The 16,149-nt window shown below is 36.6% G+C and carries 14 protein-coding genes and 1 pseudogene; 14 read left to right on the top strand and 1 reads right to left on the bottom strand.

What is annotated here, in order from left to right; all coding sequences use genetic code 11:
• Nucleotides 1-5 precede the first annotated feature (5 nt).
• The 6 genes and pseudogenes from BN2144_RS01895 to mobT all read left to right on the top strand — a co-directional run bounded on the left by BN2144_RS01895 (nt 6) and on the right by mobT (nt 5,528).
• Nucleotides 6-386, top strand: a pseudogene (locus BN2144_RS01895) (YdcP family protein).
• Nucleotides 386-1,726, top strand: coding sequence for an FtsK/SpoIIIE domain-containing protein (locus tag BN2144_RS01890; protein ID WP_033826675.1), 1,341 nt, complete (start codon nt 386-388; stop codon nt 1,724-1,726). Before BN2144_RS01895 ends, BN2144_RS01890 begins: the two are co-directional and overlap by 1 nt.
• Before the next feature lie 193 nt (nt 1,727-1,919).
• Complete coding sequence (locus BN2144_RS01885; RefSeq protein ID WP_033826476.1) at nt 1,920-2,114, top strand: hypothetical protein; 195 nt, start codon at nt 1,920-1,922, stop codon at nt 2,112-2,114.
• Nucleotides 2,111-2,464 carry an IS66 family insertion sequence element accessory protein TnpB gene (tnpB, locus tag BN2144_RS01880; RefSeq protein ID WP_033826477.1) on the top strand — a complete coding sequence of 118 codons (354 nt, stop codon included), beginning with the start codon at nt 2,111-2,113 and terminating at the stop codon, nt 2,462-2,464. Before BN2144_RS01885 ends, tnpB begins: the two co-directional genes overlap by 4 nt.
• Before the next feature lie 88 nt (nt 2,465-2,552).
• Entirely contained in the window at nt 2,553-4,127 is a 1,575-nt protein-coding gene (tnpC, locus tag BN2144_RS01875) for an IS66 family transposase (protein WP_033826478.1), read from the top strand.
• Nucleotides 4,128-4,340: 213 nt separating this feature from the next.
• Entirely contained in the window at nt 4,341-5,528 is a 1,188-nt protein-coding gene (mobT, locus tag BN2144_RS01870; RefSeq protein ID WP_033826674.1) for a MobT family relaxase, read from the top strand.
• A gap of 248 nt (nt 5,529-5,776) precedes the next feature.
• Here the strand turns inward: mobT and BN2144_RS01865 are convergent, their stop codons facing one another.
• Nucleotides 5,777-7,216: a DDE-type integrase/transposase/recombinase gene (locus BN2144_RS01865; RefSeq protein ID WP_033826673.1), complete on the bottom strand. Its 1,440-nt coding sequence runs from the start codon at nt 7,214-7,216 to the stop codon at nt 5,777-5,779.
• Nucleotides 7,217-7,434: 218 nt separating this feature from the next.
• Between BN2144_RS01865 and BN2144_RS18995 the strand changes: the two genes are divergently transcribed.
• From BN2144_RS18995 to BN2144_RS01830, 8 genes are all read left to right on the top strand, one after another.
• Nucleotides 7,435-7,536, top strand: coding sequence for a 50S ribosomal protein L33 (locus tag BN2144_RS18995; RefSeq protein ID WP_407637999.1), 102 nt, complete (start codon nt 7,435-7,437; stop codon nt 7,534-7,536).
• 106 nt (nt 7,537-7,642) lie between these two features.
• Nucleotides 7,643-8,632 (top strand): ZinT family metal-binding protein, encoded by a 990-nt coding sequence (locus BN2144_RS01860; protein ID WP_033826672.1) that lies wholly within the window; start codon nt 7,643-7,645, stop codon nt 8,630-8,632.
• Between the two features lie 364 nt (nt 8,633-8,996).
• Complete coding sequence (locus BN2144_RS01855) at nt 8,997-10,535, top strand: metal ABC transporter solute-binding protein, Zn/Mn family (RefSeq protein ID WP_033826671.1); 1,539 nt, start codon at nt 8,997-8,999, stop codon at nt 10,533-10,535.
• A gap of 93 nt (nt 10,536-10,628) precedes the next feature.
• Nucleotides 10,629-11,336, top strand: a complete 708-nt coding sequence (locus BN2144_RS01850; RefSeq protein ID WP_033826670.1) for a metal ABC transporter ATP-binding protein — start codon at nt 10,629-10,631, stop codon at nt 11,334-11,336.
• Complete coding sequence (locus BN2144_RS01845; protein ID WP_033826669.1) at nt 11,282-12,124, top strand: metal ABC transporter permease; 843 nt, start codon at nt 11,282-11,284, stop codon at nt 12,122-12,124. Before BN2144_RS01850 ends, BN2144_RS01845 begins: the two co-directional genes overlap by 55 nt.
• A 443-nt stretch (nt 12,125-12,567) precedes the next feature.
• Nucleotides 12,568-12,969 carry an Rrf2 family transcriptional regulator gene (locus tag BN2144_RS01840; protein ID WP_033826668.1) on the top strand — a complete coding sequence of 134 codons (402 nt, stop codon included), beginning with the start codon at nt 12,568-12,570 and terminating at the stop codon, nt 12,967-12,969.
• A 547-nt stretch (nt 12,970-13,516) separates the two neighbouring features.
• Nucleotides 13,517-14,431, top strand: a complete 915-nt coding sequence (locus tag BN2144_RS01835; RefSeq protein WP_033826667.1) for an NAD(P)/FAD-dependent oxidoreductase — start codon at nt 13,517-13,519, stop codon at nt 14,429-14,431.
• A 655-nt stretch (nt 14,432-15,086) separates the two neighbouring features.
• Nucleotides 15,087-16,049 (top strand): VanZ family protein, encoded by a 963-nt coding sequence (locus tag BN2144_RS01830; RefSeq protein ID WP_033826666.1) that lies wholly within the window; start codon nt 15,087-15,089, stop codon nt 16,047-16,049.
• Nucleotides 16,050-16,149 lie beyond the last annotated feature (100 nt).

Raw genomic sequence — 16,149 nt, 5'->3', positions numbered from 1 at the left:
AAGAAATGAGATTAGCACAAGGAATTGTAATCGATAAAGAATAGACATTTGGCTTATTAAAATTTTCTGCATTACGACGCGAAGTGTTTCTTCAAAACGAAGATGGTACAGTATCATCAGAAGTAAAGGAACGCACCTATGATTTAAAGTCCCGTGAACAAGGGCGCATGATTCAAGTGAGTATTCCTGTTTCTGTTCCATTGAAAGAATTTGATTATAATGCGGAAGTAGAGCTTATTAATCCTGTCGCAGATACTGTTGCAAATGCAACATTCCGTGGTGCGGATATCGATTGGTACATTAAGGCGGATGATTTGGTTTTAAAGGGAAAAGCAGTAACGGAAGGCGGTAATGATTCAAAACCTGCGCCAACTAAGGATAAATAATGAGGAATTTCCGAAGACGAGAGAAACGCATTAAGGAAAAAGATGCTTCTCTCGTTTTTCAATTTGTATTCTTTGGATTGTCTAGCGTATGGCTCGTTTCCTTTATCCCTTTTCATCTGTCATTTTTACTCTCTACCACGTGGAAATTGGATGTGTTTCAAGCACACTTTATCAGCACGTATGGATTGGTGACCTTGTTAATCAGCCTAGCTGTAACCGCTGGATGCGCGTATCTCTATTATCGCTATCGATATGACAAAATAAAACAAGTTATTCACCGTCAAAAGCTTGCAAAAATGATTCTGGAAAATGGCTGGTACGAAACGAAACAAGTTACACAAGAGAGCTTCTTTAAGGACATTCCATCCAATAAAACAAAGGAAAAAATCAGTCATTTTCCAAAGATGTATTATCGGTTTGAAAAAGGGTTGCTTTATATTCAAGTAGAAATTACACTCGGAAAATATCAAGAACCACTTTTAAATTTAGAAAAGAAATTAGAAAGTGGCCTGTATTGTGAATTGGTATCAAAAGAGTTACATGATTCCTATGTGGAGTATGTTCTTTTTTATGATATGATTGCGAACCGTATTTCGATTGATGAAGTTGTTGCACAAAATGGACGCTTAAAGCTCATGAAGTCAATGGATTGGGAGTATGATAAGCTTCCCCATATGTTAATTGCTGGTGGAACAGGCGGAGGAAAAAGCTATTTTATTCTTACATTGATTGAAGCGCTACTCAAAACAGATGCAAAATTGTATATTTTAGATCCGAAAAATGCCGATTTAGCCGACTTAGCTACCGTTATGCCTGATGTGTACTACAAAAAGGAAGATATGATAACCTGTATCGATGAGTTTTATGAATCTATGATGGCTCGTAGTGAAGAAATGAAACAGATGCATAACTATAAGACAGGAGAAAACTATGCTTATTTAGGCTTATCTCCTCACTTTTTAATTTTTGACGAGTACGTGGCATTTATGGAAATGCTTGCTTCTAAGGAAAATACAGCGGTGTTAACCAAGCTAAAACAAATTGTTATGTTAGGACGACAAGCTGGATTTTTCCTTATTCTTGCCTGTCAACGGCCAGATGCAAAATATCTTGGAGATGGGATTCGAGATCAGTTTAATTTTCGGGTTGCTTTAGGTCGTATGAGTGAGCTCGGATATGGAATGATGTTTGGCAGCGACGTGCAAAAACAGTTTTTCTTAAAACAGATTAAAGGTCGTGGCTATGTCGATAAAGGGGATAACGTTATTTCTGAATTTTATACACCGCTTGTCCCAAAAGGACATGATTTTCTAAAAGAAATTGGTAAATTAGCGTCATAAAGGCTACCCAGCGCGGCGGTGTGCGAAGCGAAAACCGCTGTGCTGGGCGAAGCCTGCGTGGCGATAGCCACGCTTTACCCCCCGTTTCTAACAGGGGGGTAGAAAAATAGTAAGCCCCCATTCAAACAACGCATATAATTCAACAGCACCTCTTGTTAAGATTGACTTATCAATCAAAGGAGGTGCTTTTCATATGCCAGAACAAAAATTAACTATTGTCCCCGTAACATTGCATTCCAATACAGAAAATACTCCAATCACAAAATCAACTGTCTCCTCTTCGAATTCAACTTGTACAATTAAGTTTGGTAAAGTTGAAATCTCCTTCTCCAACGGTATTGATGAGCACATCATTCAAACTGTCATGAGGGAGTTGAAAGATTTATGAGACATGATTACTCGAGTGTGAAAAATATCTATATTATCTGTGGTAAGACAGATATGAGAAAAGGAATAGATGGATTAGCCACACTAATTCAGGATTCTTTTGAACTGGATCCTTATGGTGATTCAATTTTCTTGTTTTCTGGGTGGAGTAAAGATCGCTATAAATGTTTATATTTTGACGGTGACGGCTTTGCCATGCTTTATAAGCGATTAGATAATGGAAAACTTCAATGGCCCAGAAACGAAAAGGAAGTACGAAATCTATCCCAACAAGAACTACGCTGGTTATTAGAAGGGTTATGCATTCAGCAGCCAAAAGCCATTCAACCATCTCAAAAAGGACAATTTTAACTCTATTAAAGTTGAAATAAAGCTATTTTCATTACGTTCAAGATGCTATACTAATATTATCTTATTTGAACGAAAAGTGGTGAGTCTTGTGGTTAATGCTTCGTCTAATAATCAGAATCAATACGAGAAATTAATTCGGCTTCTTGAAGAACAATTAGCTCATTCTAATCAACAAAATGAAGCATTATCCAAACAGATAGAATCACTAACTGAGCAAGTTCGCTATTTAACGAAACTTTTATATGGATCAAAAACAGAGAAAACGAAATATAATGCACATGATGATAAGCAAATTTCATTATTCGAAGATGATTCGTCTTTTAATGAATCTGAGCACACAGAAGAACAAAGCCAACAAACGATTTCTTACACTGTTGTACGCAAAGTTCAGAATAAAAAACGGAATGATTCATTACATGAAAATATTGAAGTAAAGACCATTCATTATCATCCGGATAATACGATTTGTGATTGTTGTCAGTGTCAGATGACTGAAATAGGTACGACAATTGTCCGTGAAGAGGCTGAATTCATACCTGCAAGAATGGAAAAAATTCAACATATTGAACATGCATATGAATGTAGAAACTGCAAAGCCGATTTATCCCAAAAGGCACAAATTAAACGTGGCAAATCACCTCAGCCTCCGATTCAACGAAGCATTGCTGGTCCGAGTGTTCTTGCCAAGGTTATTTATGATAAATTCGTTCAATACTTACCCCTTTACCGGCAAGTAAAGGAATGGGATCGTTATGGATTAAATACAAATGATAAAAATCTTTCTAATTGGGTTATTCGGGCATCACATGACTGGCTTTTGCCTATATATGAGCGAATGAAAAACATCATGCTAAAAAAGTCCATTTTACACGTCGATGAAACTTATGGACAAGTTATCAATCGATCGGATGGAAAACCTGGCCAATCTAACGCTTATAACTGGGTTTATCGAAGTGTACCTAGTCAAGGTCCAACTATCGTTCTGTTTCAAAGTTCATTATCACGAGCTCGATCTGTTCTTGAAGGCTTTATTGAAAATTATTCAGGAACGATTGTCTGTGATGGTTACTCAGCATATGACAAAATTGAAGGGATTACCTTTGCCAATTGTTGGGCTCATGTTAGACGTTATTGGTTAAAAGCAGACAGTAAAAACGGACGAATTGGTGTAAAATACTGCGATGATTTATTTCGCCTTGAAAGGGAATTTAAGCACTTATCCCCAAGTAAACGAAGGAAAAATCGCAAAAAGTACTCGAAACCGTTAGTTGATAAGTTTCTTTCCTGGGTTGAAAAATCACCATTTTACGGGAAAAATGCACTCGCTAAAGCAGCTGAATACACGCTAAATAGAGCGAACGGATTAAAAGCATTCTTGAATGATGGCCGAATAGAGATTGATAACAATCCCGCCGAAAATGCCATCCGCCCGAATGTAATTGGTCGAAAAAACTGGTTATTTTCCGTGAGCGAAGCTGGTGCAAAAGCAAACGCAATCTGCCTTAGTATCGCAGAAACAGCTAAAGCGAATGGGATAGATTTCTACCAGTATCTAGTAAGGATACTGAAAGAACTACCAAATTTGGATATCCATAGAAACCCAGAAATTATAAACAACTATTTGCCTTGGTCAAAAACAATCCAAGCAGAATGTGTAAAATAACCGTAAATCTGATAAAAAAATCATGGTTTTACGGTTATTTGTAGTACGTACCATTAAGGTGCGTTTATTTTTTTATTTCGGGCTTACGAAAAATAATAGGAAACTGTTCCAAAAGCCGAACAAAGCTTGATGGCACAACGGTTTGAAGCATATGAAGAAAATGTCAGCTTTTAGACTTTAGTTGACATCTTTTTTTAGTTTGGAGGGATGCGCATGAATCAAGAAACTTGGTATCAACAATTAAGAGAAAAACGAATGGAATACGGTGTATCACAAAATAAATTGGCTGTTCATGTAGGTATTTCAAGACAATATATTAGTGAAATTGAAACAGGAAAAGTGACTCCTACTCAGACATTACAAAATACTTTGTTCAATGTTTTAGAACAATTTAATCCAGACGCTCCTTTAGAAATCTTGTTTGATTATGTGAGAATTCGCTTTTTAACAACCAATCCAAAGCCTGTCATTGAAGAGATTTTGAAATTGAAAATGGAATACATGTTACATGAAGATTATGCGTTTTATTCTTACCTTGAACAATATGTCTTTGGCGATATTGTGGTGATGGTTTCGCCTGATGAGGACAAAAGTTGTTTACTCGAACTCAAAGGAAAAGGATGTAGGCAATTTGAAAATTTTCTACTAGCCCAACAGCGAACGTGGTTTGATTTTTTTATGGATGTGTTTCGCGTTGGTGGCGTATTTAAACGAATTGACCTTGCGATAAACGATAAGACAGGTATATTGGATATTCCGTTTCTAACTCAAAAATGCCGAAATGAAGAATGTATCTCTGTGTTTCGTAGTTTTAAAAGCTATCGTTCTGGTGAATTGGTACAAAGCGAAGAAAAGCCTGATATGGGCAATACGTTATATATCGGTTCGTTAAAAAGTGATGTATACTTCTGCTCCTATGAGAAGGATTACGAACAATATGTAAAGCACGGCACATCACTGGAAGATACAGACACCAAGAACCGTTTTGAAATTCGTTTAAAGAATGATCGTGCCTATCATGCGGTTGTAGATTTAATGATGTATGAAGATGCTGGACGAACGGCTTTCTCCATTATTAATCGGTATATTCGTTTTGTCGATAAGGACGAGAAAAAACGTCGTAGTAGTTGGAAAATCAATAAAGAATGGCAACGATTTTTAGATTTAGGTGTAAACAGAAAAATCTCAATAACGACAAAACCTGAACCTTATACGTTCGATAAAACGCTCAGATGGTTAGCTCGACAAGTTGCCCCTACTTGGAAATTAGCGACTAAACTTGATGAAATCAATCAAACGACTGTGATAAAAGATATGTTAGATCAGGCAAAGTTAACCAAGCGTCATCAACAATTGTTGATACAACAGGCGCTTGCGACGGTAATGTCAAAAGTTCTATGAAAAACGGATAAGCAAACAAGATTTATTCCGAAATAAGGTGGAGAACCGTCGCCATTTGCCCTTGACAAACACGCCGATGGTTTAAGTTAGGTGTAACAAGGGCGAAGGGAACTAAATTAAGGCATGACAAATACGCCCTTGTTTTCCGAAAATTTTAAACCATCGGCTAGTTCGGTTTGTCAAGGGTTCGCTTCGCCAAATGGCTGGTTTGAATGTTAAACCATTCAAGGGCTCAGCTAAAGCTAAATTTAGGCGGCTTGTATTTCTAGAAGCCATTGTTGAGCGAGTTCAATCATTTTTGTCCAACGTGCCGGCATGTGTGGCAATTTGGAGAGTTCTGGGATCATAACTGGCACTTTATTCTCCAGTGAAGCATGTGGCCTGAGAAAGTTAAAATATGCCACGAATAAAGTCACATAGGATACCGATCCCTTTTCTGAACCAAACCCATGTGTAGCCTTATAATTACCCTTAAAAGTACGATTGAGTCTCTCAATAATTTGTTTAAGCGGTCGATATTCCGTTGAAACAGGATCCTCATTGGTTAATCCAATGACTTGCTTCACATCAAAGTGGATATCGTGCTGGGCAAAGAAGTGTTGAGCCAAAAGGTAAATAGGATTCCCATCGACCACAAAAGTAAGATCTTCTGGAATCTCTTTTAGCTTAAGCAATACTTCATCAATGGCTAATACAGCTGCCTGTGTATCTCGGTTTGGTGAAACAGGATACGACAAAATAATCTTTTTTACGGTATCAAAGAAGAAGAACAAGTAATTCCAACGTCCACTCACACGGATATACGTTTCATCACCGCAAAATTGATTGGAAAGCTCATACGGATAATGGTCGATAAACGGTTTCATTATGAGCGCGACACTGTTTTCGTAGTTTAAAATACTTTGGTGAGAAATAGAAACTCCGTGAATATCATTCATAATGGCCGCGGTTTTGCGCGCTGATAAGCCGTAGTTTACGTGATAAGTCAAAATAAGTCCCAGTGTATGCGGAGACACGTACAATTTCGATAAATCTACTTTCGGTAACTCTGGAGACTCTTTCGACAGTGGCTTATAGTCGAACTTAAACAGGCGAAATATATAGCGCATTTTGAACGCTTGTGGGTCTTTTTTGAACGGTTTCTTCTCTTCTTTCGAAAGACCTTTTAACTTCTTTTGGTAGTAAGAACATTGATTATTTTTACACTTGAAAACATCAAAATCTTTTCGTTCTTTTATCTTTTCAAGTGTTTTTGAACAGTGAGGACATCGTAAAATGGCCTCTTTCAAATAACGATTCTTTTCGCTAAACAAACACGCACACACTTTACATTGATATTGTCCTTTATCTCCATTATTTGCATAAAGAAAATCAGAAGGAGCACCACACTTTGGACAATTCAAATGAGAAGGCACACAAACTTTGGCGTTTTTATGTCTACGAACCGGTTTTAATGGTTTCCCGTGTTTTTCTAGAAAATCATTAAGTAGTTCTTGATAATCAAGCTTTTCAAGTGTTTCAACAATCGGAAGCTCATCCACCTGTAGTTTTCGATAAGGCTTGCTTATCGGTTTTTCTTCGGGTTTATCAAACATACTCTTTCCAATTAAAAGAGTCTGTAAAATTTTGATAGTCTCATCTTGGTACTTGATAAATTCAAATAAATAGGTTAATAATTGAGGATACAGACTTGTTCACTCCAATCTTGTTAGTTGTGTGTGTGGTAACCTCAATTAACCATAGATTTTAGGGGGTGGCAAGTCTTTTTTTGTTCAATGCCTTATAAATCAATGGTTGTTAACCTATTTAATATAAAAACTTTTGACAATACGTCAATTATTTGGGAGGGAAAGTAATGGGAGTCAAAATTACTTTAGCATCTACATAAACAGGCGACAGAAATTATATTATTACAAATAATAAGCGAACAAATCTTGACCGTATTGCAAACAAAAAGTTTTGTTCTCGTTTGAAAAGACATACTTTTATCGGGAAACAAAATAATTAATTTCAATCTAGACAAAAAGATGTATTGATTTGGATAAGTATGAGGTATAAAACGTAACAATTACGTTTTATATAAAAATAATAGATAGAAGATTGGAGATGAGAAAATGAAGAAACTACTAATTGGTTTATTCAGCTCGTTATTACTTTGTTTGGTTTTAACAGCATGTCAAGGAATGAAAGAAGAGCAAGTAAGAGGGAAAGAAGAAATTCATGATGAGGAACACGATCACGTTGATGAGCATTCGAATGATGAAGAGACACAAGTTGGGATAAAAATTGAAGGTCTCGCAGCGCATTATCATACTGGAGATAAAATTGAGTTATCAGCTGTATTAGATGAAGAATCAGAGTATGAACATTGGCACTGGTATAGTAGAGAAAGTACAAGTGAAGAATGGGAAGTCGTTTCAGGTCAGGAAACAGAAACATTCATAGGCGAGGCAACGACTGATGGCTTAGAATTAAAAGTTGTTTTGTTTGATGATAATCACGAGCCAATCGTTCAATCAGAGCCAGTTAAAATCGTCATTGATGATCATCATGGACATGACGAAGCAAGTCAACGAATCTATCAAGGATATTTTGAAGACGAGCAAGTGATAGACCGTGAGTTATCTGATTGGGATGGAGATTGGCAGTCTGTTTATCCATATCTTTTATCTGGAGATTTAGATGTTGTGTTTGAACATAAAGCAAAAAACGGAGATATGACTGCTGAAGAGTATAAAGAGTATTACACAGTAGGATATGAAACAGATGTAGATCACATCAAGATTGAGAATAATGTTGTAACATTCTACCAAAATGGTAAAGAATACTCAGGTGAGTACGAATCAGATGGATATGAAATCCTTACTTATGAAAAAGGTAATAGAGGAGTTCGTTTTATTTATAAATTAGTAGATGGAACAGAAGGTATGCCTCAATATATTCAATTTAGCGATCATAATATTTTTCCAGTCGACTCAGATCATTTCCATTTATACTGGGGAGATGATCGAGATGAACTATTAGAAGAAGTTACGAATTGGCCAACATATTATCCAGCGGAGTTAGATGCAGAAGGTCTAGTGCGTGATATGTTAGCTCATTAGTGGCATTTTAGAAGTAACTTGCCAATAAAGATGTTAAAAAGCAGTATCAGTGACAATGTCTGTTTCTATTCTTCTCAAGATATTTTATTTAGAAAAAAATAAACCTTTATAGATTTATAGGGCTCTATAATGAATGTGGTGGTGAGTTGAATCAATACCTAAAAATAGGACAAAAAACAGACTCCCCCCTCTTTGTTCACCAAAAGCTGTGAAACAAAAAGACAAAGAAGAGGGAAAGACTCTAGTCAAAAAAGGTTTAAAAATCGAGAAAGATATATTTCTCACCACCACATTTGATAATGAATCATTTTTAGAGGGAGTTAAAGGAGATAAATTTTTAATGTAGGTAAAAGGAGAGAAAGAAATGAAACGAAATAGCTTAGTGGCAATTTTACTTATTACAATGATTGGTGTTATTCTTTTTGGCTGTCAAAATGAAGAAAACACTTCAGATGATAAGCTTTCGGTTATAACATCATTTTATCCAATGTATGAATTTACTAAACAAGTAGCTGGGGATCGAGCAGACGTAATGTTAATGGTCTCTGATGGGCAAGATGCACACCACTATGAACCAAGTGCTAAAGACGTGGCACATGTCAATGAAGCAGACGTGTTTGTTTATAGTAGTGAAGATATGGAGCATTGGGTAAGCAGCCTACTCAAAACAATTGAAAACGATAATCTTGTTATAGCTCGTGCAGCGGATGGTGTTGATTTAGCCAATCATGACCACGGACATAGTCATCATCATGAAACAAATCATGAAGCTACTGAAATTATAACAATTAATGGTGTTGAGCACCATTATCATAAGGGTGACATGATTAAGTTAATTGCAGAAATTGATGAAGGTGTAGATTATGATCATTGGCATTGGTATACAAGAAAAGGTTCTGACGAGGAGTGGAAAACTGTTCCAAATCAATTTGGACCTGAATTCAATTATGAAGCAATTGAAGAAAGTTTTGAGGTGCGAGCGGTATTATATGATGAAGCTCATAATGAAATTGCACAGTCAGAAATAATAGAAATTGTTATTGATAATCATCATGGACACGATCAAAACCATGACCACGAACATGGAAGTGAAGAAACAGCTGCAAAAGTGGATATAATCGGGATTGCTGATCATTATCATACAGGAGATGTCGTTTCACTTGTTGCTAAGCTTAAAGAAGAGACTGACCTTGAGAATTGGCAATGGCTTACACGCGAAAACCATTATGAAGAATGGGAAGTAGTCACTGGTCAAGAAACGGACCATTTTGAGTATAAAACGTCTGAAGAAAGTTTTGAAGTTAAAGCAGTACTTTATGATAATGATCATAATGTTTACGCAGAATCAGAGCCAGTGTCCGTTTTAATTGACAATCATGACAATCAAGATCCTCATATTTGGTTAGATCCAGTTTTGGCACAAGAGCAAGTAAAGGTTATCCGTGACGCACTTATTAATGCGGATCCAGATGGAAAAGACATCTACGAAAAAAATGCGGAATCATTTATTAAAGAACTTCATGAATTGCATAAAAATTATGAATCCGCATTTAAAGATGCAAAAAATCGGGTGTTTGTCGTACAACACCAAGCGTTTGGATACCTTGCTAAGCGTTATAATTTAGAGCAGATTGCTATTGGTGGCTTATCTACAGAAGTCGAACCAAGTCCTTCACGTATTGCAGAGATTGGAGACTTAGTGAAAGAATATAATGTGCCAGTTATCTATTATCAACAAGGAGCTAACTCAGCAATTGCACAAACTGTCGCCAATGAAACAGGAACGGAGACAGCAGTACTATATGATTTAGAAGTAATATCTAAAGAATTACATGATAAGAATTTAGGCTATTTAGACGCAATGCGTGAGAACCTGAAATCTCTACAGTTAAGTATTCAATAATATGTTGATTAATTAGATGAGTGGATAGCTATATATGCTACATATTTTGAATATGTAGAAAGAATAAACTAACTAATAGAAAGGTTGTTTAATATGAATTATATTAAAGTGAAAAATCTTGCCTTTCATTATGAAGATGAACCAGTACTAGAAAATATTTCTTTTGAAGTAGATCCAGGAGATTTTGTGATGCTTACGGGAGAAAATGGTGCGGCTAAGACAACACTTTTGCGGAATATTTTAGGCCTCCTTAAACCATCAAAAGGAAGTGTTCAACTTTCATCTAAAAACCGTATGGGTGAAAAGTTAGTTGTAGGCTATGTTTCCCAACAGGTCGCTTCCTTTAATGCAGGTTTCCCGAGCACTGTACTAGAACTGGTGCAGTCAGGGCGTTTTCAAAGAGGCAAATGGTTTAAAAGGTTAGATAAAGAAGATAAAGAGCATGTTCGTCGTTCCCTTGAATCAGTGGGAATGTGGGAGATGCGTCATAAAAAGATAGGGGAATTATCAGGTGGACAAAAGCAGCGGATATCAATTGCTCGTGTGTTCTCAACAGATCCAGATTTGTTTATATTAGATGAACCTACAATTGGAATGGATGTACATTCACGTAATGAATTTTATAAATTATTGAAGCACAATAGTACAGAGCATGACAAGGGTATTTTAATGGTTACACACGATCATGAAGAGATTCGTCACTACGCTAATAAACACATTGAGTTGATACGGAAGGAGGACTCACCTTGGAGATGTTTTTCTATGGATTCATGCAAAGAGCTTTCCAAGCTTCATTTTTAATCTCATTAATCGCTCCAATATTAGGATTGTTTTTGGTATTGCGTAGGCAATCACTAATGGCAGATACTTTATCTCATGTCTCGTTAGCTGGGGTAGCGCTAGGTCTGTTAATTGGTATCAATCCGACATGGACCAATATTCTCGTGGTAATCATCATCGCAATTCTACTTGAATTTTTGCGTCAGATTTATCGCACATATTCTGAAATTTCGATTGCCATATTAATGTCTGTCGGAATGGCAGTAGCGCTTGTCTTGATGGAAATAGGTGCTGGTAGAACTACATTAAGTGTAACGCAATTTCTATTCGGTTCAATTGTTACTATTAACAAAGAACAAATATGGATGTTACTAGGATTAACGATTATTATCGGATTATTATATTTAATATATCAAAAACCTATGTATGTTCTTACATTTGATGAGGAAACAGCTTTTACAGTTGGCCTGCCTATTAAAATGATGTCGATTTTGTTTAATGTGTTAACAGGGGTCACAATAGCAGTAATAATGCCGATTGTCGGGATTTTACTTGTCTCAGCCATTATCATTTTACCTGCAGCTATCTCGCTTCGTTTAAGCAAAAGCTTCTACGGTGTCATATTAAATGGAATGGTCATTGCACTTGTCGGCATGTTAAGTGGTTTAGTCGCTTCTTATGAATTGGGTACACCACCAGGCGCTTCCATCACAATAATTTTAATGTTGATTTTTGCAGTCATAACACTTGCAAAGTACATGTTACATTACTTGAAATTTGATAGACTATTTAATAAAAGTCAAGGCTAGAATGAAATAAGCAGAAAAGACAAATCGAGTTTACGTCGTAGAATTGTTATTTCAAATACTAAATTCCAAACTCTACTTAATTCTCAATGTATGAAAATCATTGAAACCTTCAAATCAAATATATAAAAATTATAAAAAAAGAACTAAAAGAATATTTCTACAAGCTATTATTAGAAAGAAGGATAGGTTATAAGCTGTTATACTAAGTTGGGTGCATAGAGTAACAATAGATTGACAATATCATAGTAATGTGTCTGCAGAAGAATATATAAGAGAAGCATTACCATTCATAACGAGAGAAATGGGGATTTATAGTCACGATTAGAGCATTTTCAAGAAGTTCGACTAACTACTATAATATAATTGCCCATGCATTATACTTGGCGTCTAACAACATTCAAGTTATTATAGATAAATAAAATCCTTAATTAGGGTGATGATAAATGAAGTTTTCAAAGGCTACAGATTATGCTCTACATACGATGCTTTTTCTTACTGCAGCGACTCCGGATAAACCTGTTGGCGTTCAGCTGCTTGCTGAGAAGCAAAAGGTGTCACCAACTTATCTGTCCAAGATACTGACCAAGCTAGTAAAGGCTGGTATGATTGAATCCATAACAGGAGTGAATGGTGGATACAGGCTGAAACGAAATTGGGGAGATATTTCATTTCTTGACATTATTCATGCGATTGAGGGATCAGCCTCTTTGTTTGATTGTAGTTTCGATCACGGGCCAGATTGTCCGATTCAAAGAGTAGTATTGGCAGCAGAGGAAAAAATGGAAGAGCATTTGAGAAATAAAAAAATGTCCGATCTTGTGCAGGAAATGAACATCGTTTTCTAGCACATATTCTTTCAACCAATTATAGATAATATATATCTCTAAAATCTTTAATGAAATTATAAAAAAAATTAGGAGATTCCAAATATGAACATGTATAAAAGTACCGTATAAGTTGATTCAAGATACAGCGATCTTTAATCCGGTATTGTAAAACGATGTCCCCGAAAGATTATAGGAAAAAAATCGAAAGTTAAGGAGGAGTTTCTGTACGTAGTCTGCATATTCATATCGCTAACTGTCATCGAATTTTACTAGGGATTTATGACTGAAAAATCCATATACAGAGAAAATCAGCGCCTATCGATGGTGTTTCAAAGATGTGCGAATTATTTAAAAGTCAAATGAGCTAGTGGATGAGTTCTTATGTAAGGAGGTGATGCCAACATGTAATGTAATCATCGTAGCACAGTTAGAATACAGTATAAACTGAATTATGGTTATTTTCAGTAGTACTGGTTAGGTCTTAACAACATATGAGATGTACAGAGTAATTATTGGGCGTATACACATTTGGAAAGTTAATCTAATAAGAGGAAGTGAGTTAATCATGAAGGAAGTTGATGTTGTTATTATTGGAGGAGGTCCTGCTGGTTTAAGTGCTGGACTTATATTAGGACGAGCTAGGAAGAAGACATTGATTATCGATGGGGGGCAACCGCGTAATGCAGTCACTAGAGAGGCTCATGCCTTTTTAACACGTGATGGCATTAGCCCACATGAATTTAGAAATATTGCAAAAGAACAGCTTCGCACGTATCCGTCGGTTTCCCATTTGGAAGATACGGTCGAGTTGATAGTAGGTGAAGATGGACAATTTTTGTTGGAAACTGCTTCAGCGGTGAAGATAGCCGCAAGAAAACTGTTGTTTGCTATCGGAATGAAGGATCGTGATCTTGGTATACCAGGGTTGGCGGAGGTCTATGGTAAGAGTGCGTTTGTATGCCCGTATTGTGATGGCTGGGAACTAAGGGATCAGCAATTAGTTGTCATAAACAGAGGAGCGACATTAATGCATTTTGTCCCATTGCTTTCTGGGTGGTCGAAGCAGTTAGTAGTTTGTACAACTGGTCCTGATGAATTGAGTGAAGCAGAACGTGAAGAATTGCGTGCACATAATATCCCGGTATTCAATACGCCAATTCATTCAATCCAATCAAATGAGGGCATGGTAAACCATGTTAAGCTTGAAGATGGAACAGAAATTCCGTGCACAGGAATTTTCTTCAAATCAGAATTGGTAATTGGATCGGAATTGCCAGTCGCACTTGGTTGCCGTATATCGGATACAGGAATAATTGAAGTCGATGAGTTTGGAAAAACAAGTGTACCTGGTGTTTATGCAGCGGGGGATGCAACTACACACTTGCACCAATCTATTGTTGCAGCTGCTTCAGGCGCTGGATCCGCAGCCGCAATAAACGGAGAATTAAATCGAGAAGAATGGCAGAAGAGCAACGTTTGATTCAAATTCTAAATATATTTATGAAGAGGACCTTAAATTTATAATGTACCCTTTGTAAAAGACACTTTTATAAGGCCGAGCTACTTGAAGAAAGTGATTCCAGCACTATGAAATACTCCTCATTGGTAGACAGATTAAAAATAAAAATCTCCTTCTATCTTTGGGGAGCATTTTCAACAATGGTAATTTTTGAAAAAAATGAAGTGATAATAGCTTACAAAAATGAAAATATATACTCGTAGTGAGTTATGTTCAGAACCATTTATAAATCAACTCTTTAGAAAAGGTGGCAGGGATACTCCTGCACGGTTTGCCACTGTGCAAAACGGTCCTAAAACAGGCGTGTCAATTTGTGGAAATAACCGTAAATATATTTAGTCGGTGTGGAGGATAATTCTGTCCACGAAGCGGATAGACAACCAGAGATGAGATTATTTCCACAAAAAAGGAGCCATTCCTTCTTTGTGAAGCCCCCTTTAGTTCAGTAACAATTCCTGTACTCTACTTGAAGAGTTCCATATACGTCAATATCTTCATATACATTTTGCAGAAGTCTATTTTGTCTTAATGTCCTCCTCTTTTGTAATCCAGCTTTCTCCAATACTATGTATTTTACACATGACTTTTGATACACTGTTTCAGGAGGTGTTTTTATATGACTGCCAAGGGCAAAAAAACATTGCCACAAAAACGTACAGTTATTTTTACCGTAACTATTCTTTATACTATTTTGATACTATATTTTATTTTTTTCGCTTTCGGCAGAATAGGTGCATCTGCAAGCACGACTGGGGTCACCTTTATTTTCTTTCCGATTGAGTTCTACCATTTGCCAAAGATTTCTGATTTTCTGCATCCTACTCTGATGGATTTCGTAGATCTAGGGAATGTGGCAGCCTTCATTCCATTCGGCATATTGATTCCATTGTTATTCCGTGTGAAGTTTATTCGTTTCTTTTCATTGTTCTTCCTGTCTATTCTCGTGATCGAAACCATACAGGCACTAACTTTGCTCGGAAGCTTTGATATTAACGATGCCATACAAAACTCTTTAGGTGCAAGCATTGGATTCGGAGCGTACAAACTGGGGTATCGGACAAAGAACTTTTGGCTAAATATGGCTATTACCGGTATCTCGTGTATTGTTCTTCTAATCGGGGTATTAGCAATTTGCGGAATTGTGGAGAAAACGTTGACCAAAGCAGAGGGTCCCTTTATAGCTTTGAATGAACTGAAAGATAGTTCCGGGCATACAACAGCAGGAACAAAACCGTACAGCTTTAAAGTTAGCGGTCAAAACGTTGAACCTGAATATAATGTATTTGACGCCAAAAGCAAAGGAAGTGAAACCTACACGTATACGTCCAAGAAGGAGATTATTTTTTCATTTTATTATGGAATACCGGACTTAATGGATAGTGATGGAGGTATACGAGTTTTAGTCGATGGTCGTGAGGTATTATCCGGCTCTGGAACGGAGCAAATGAATTATCCGGAATTGTTCCCACAAATGTTTGAAATTCCACTTGAACGTACAAGCAAGATTATGATAGTCGTTAAGGGAAATATAAAGCTTTGGGATGTAGGGTTTAGGGAAATGAAATATTTCTGGAATTGATCCAAACGTTTTGTTCAAGATAATGGTCTTTTTTTCCACCCCAAACATGTGGTGGTTGAGGAAAGACCTTGAAAACTCATATTAAAGATTTAGCTAAATA

This window comes from Bacillus andreraoultii (assembly GCF_001244735.1).
Taxonomy (GTDB): domain Bacteria; phylum Bacillota; class Bacilli; order Bacillales; family Caldibacillaceae; genus Caldifermentibacillus; species Caldifermentibacillus andreraoultii.
Note: the sequence above shows the minus strand (reverse complement) of the source record. Positions and strands in the feature narration are given on the sequence as shown.

What these genes read in the sequence shown, in the direction of transcription:
- BN2144_RS01890 (WP_033826675.1), top strand. Translation starts at nt 386, where the DNA reads ATGAGGAATTTCCGAAGACGAGAGAAACGCATTAAGGAAAAAGATGCT.
- BN2144_RS01885 (WP_033826476.1), top strand. Translation starts at nt 1,920, where the DNA reads ATGCCAGAACAAAAATTAACTATTGTCCCCGTAACATTGCATTCCAAT.
- tnpB (WP_033826477.1), top strand. Translation starts at nt 2,111, where the DNA reads ATGAGACATGATTACTCGAGTGTGAAAAATATCTATATTATCTGTGGT.
- mobT (WP_033826674.1), top strand. Translation starts at nt 4,341, where the DNA reads ATGAATCAAGAAACTTGGTATCAACAATTAAGAGAAAAACGAATGGAA.
- BN2144_RS01860 (WP_033826672.1), top strand. Translation starts at nt 7,643, where the DNA reads ATGAAGAAACTACTAATTGGTTTATTCAGCTCGTTATTACTTTGTTTG.
- BN2144_RS01855 (WP_033826671.1), top strand. Translation starts at nt 8,997, where the DNA reads ATGAAACGAAATAGCTTAGTGGCAATTTTACTTATTACAATGATTGGT.
- BN2144_RS01850 (WP_033826670.1), top strand. Translation starts at nt 10,629, where the DNA reads ATGAATTATATTAAAGTGAAAAATCTTGCCTTTCATTATGAAGATGAA.
- BN2144_RS01840 (WP_033826668.1), top strand. Translation starts at nt 12,568, where the DNA reads ATGAAGTTTTCAAAGGCTACAGATTATGCTCTACATACGATGCTTTTT.
- BN2144_RS01835 (WP_033826667.1), top strand. Translation starts at nt 13,517, where the DNA reads ATGAAGGAAGTTGATGTTGTTATTATTGGAGGAGGTCCTGCTGGTTTA.
- BN2144_RS01830 (WP_033826666.1), top strand. Translation starts at nt 15,087, where the DNA reads ATGACTGCCAAGGGCAAAAAAACATTGCCACAAAAACGTACAGTTATT.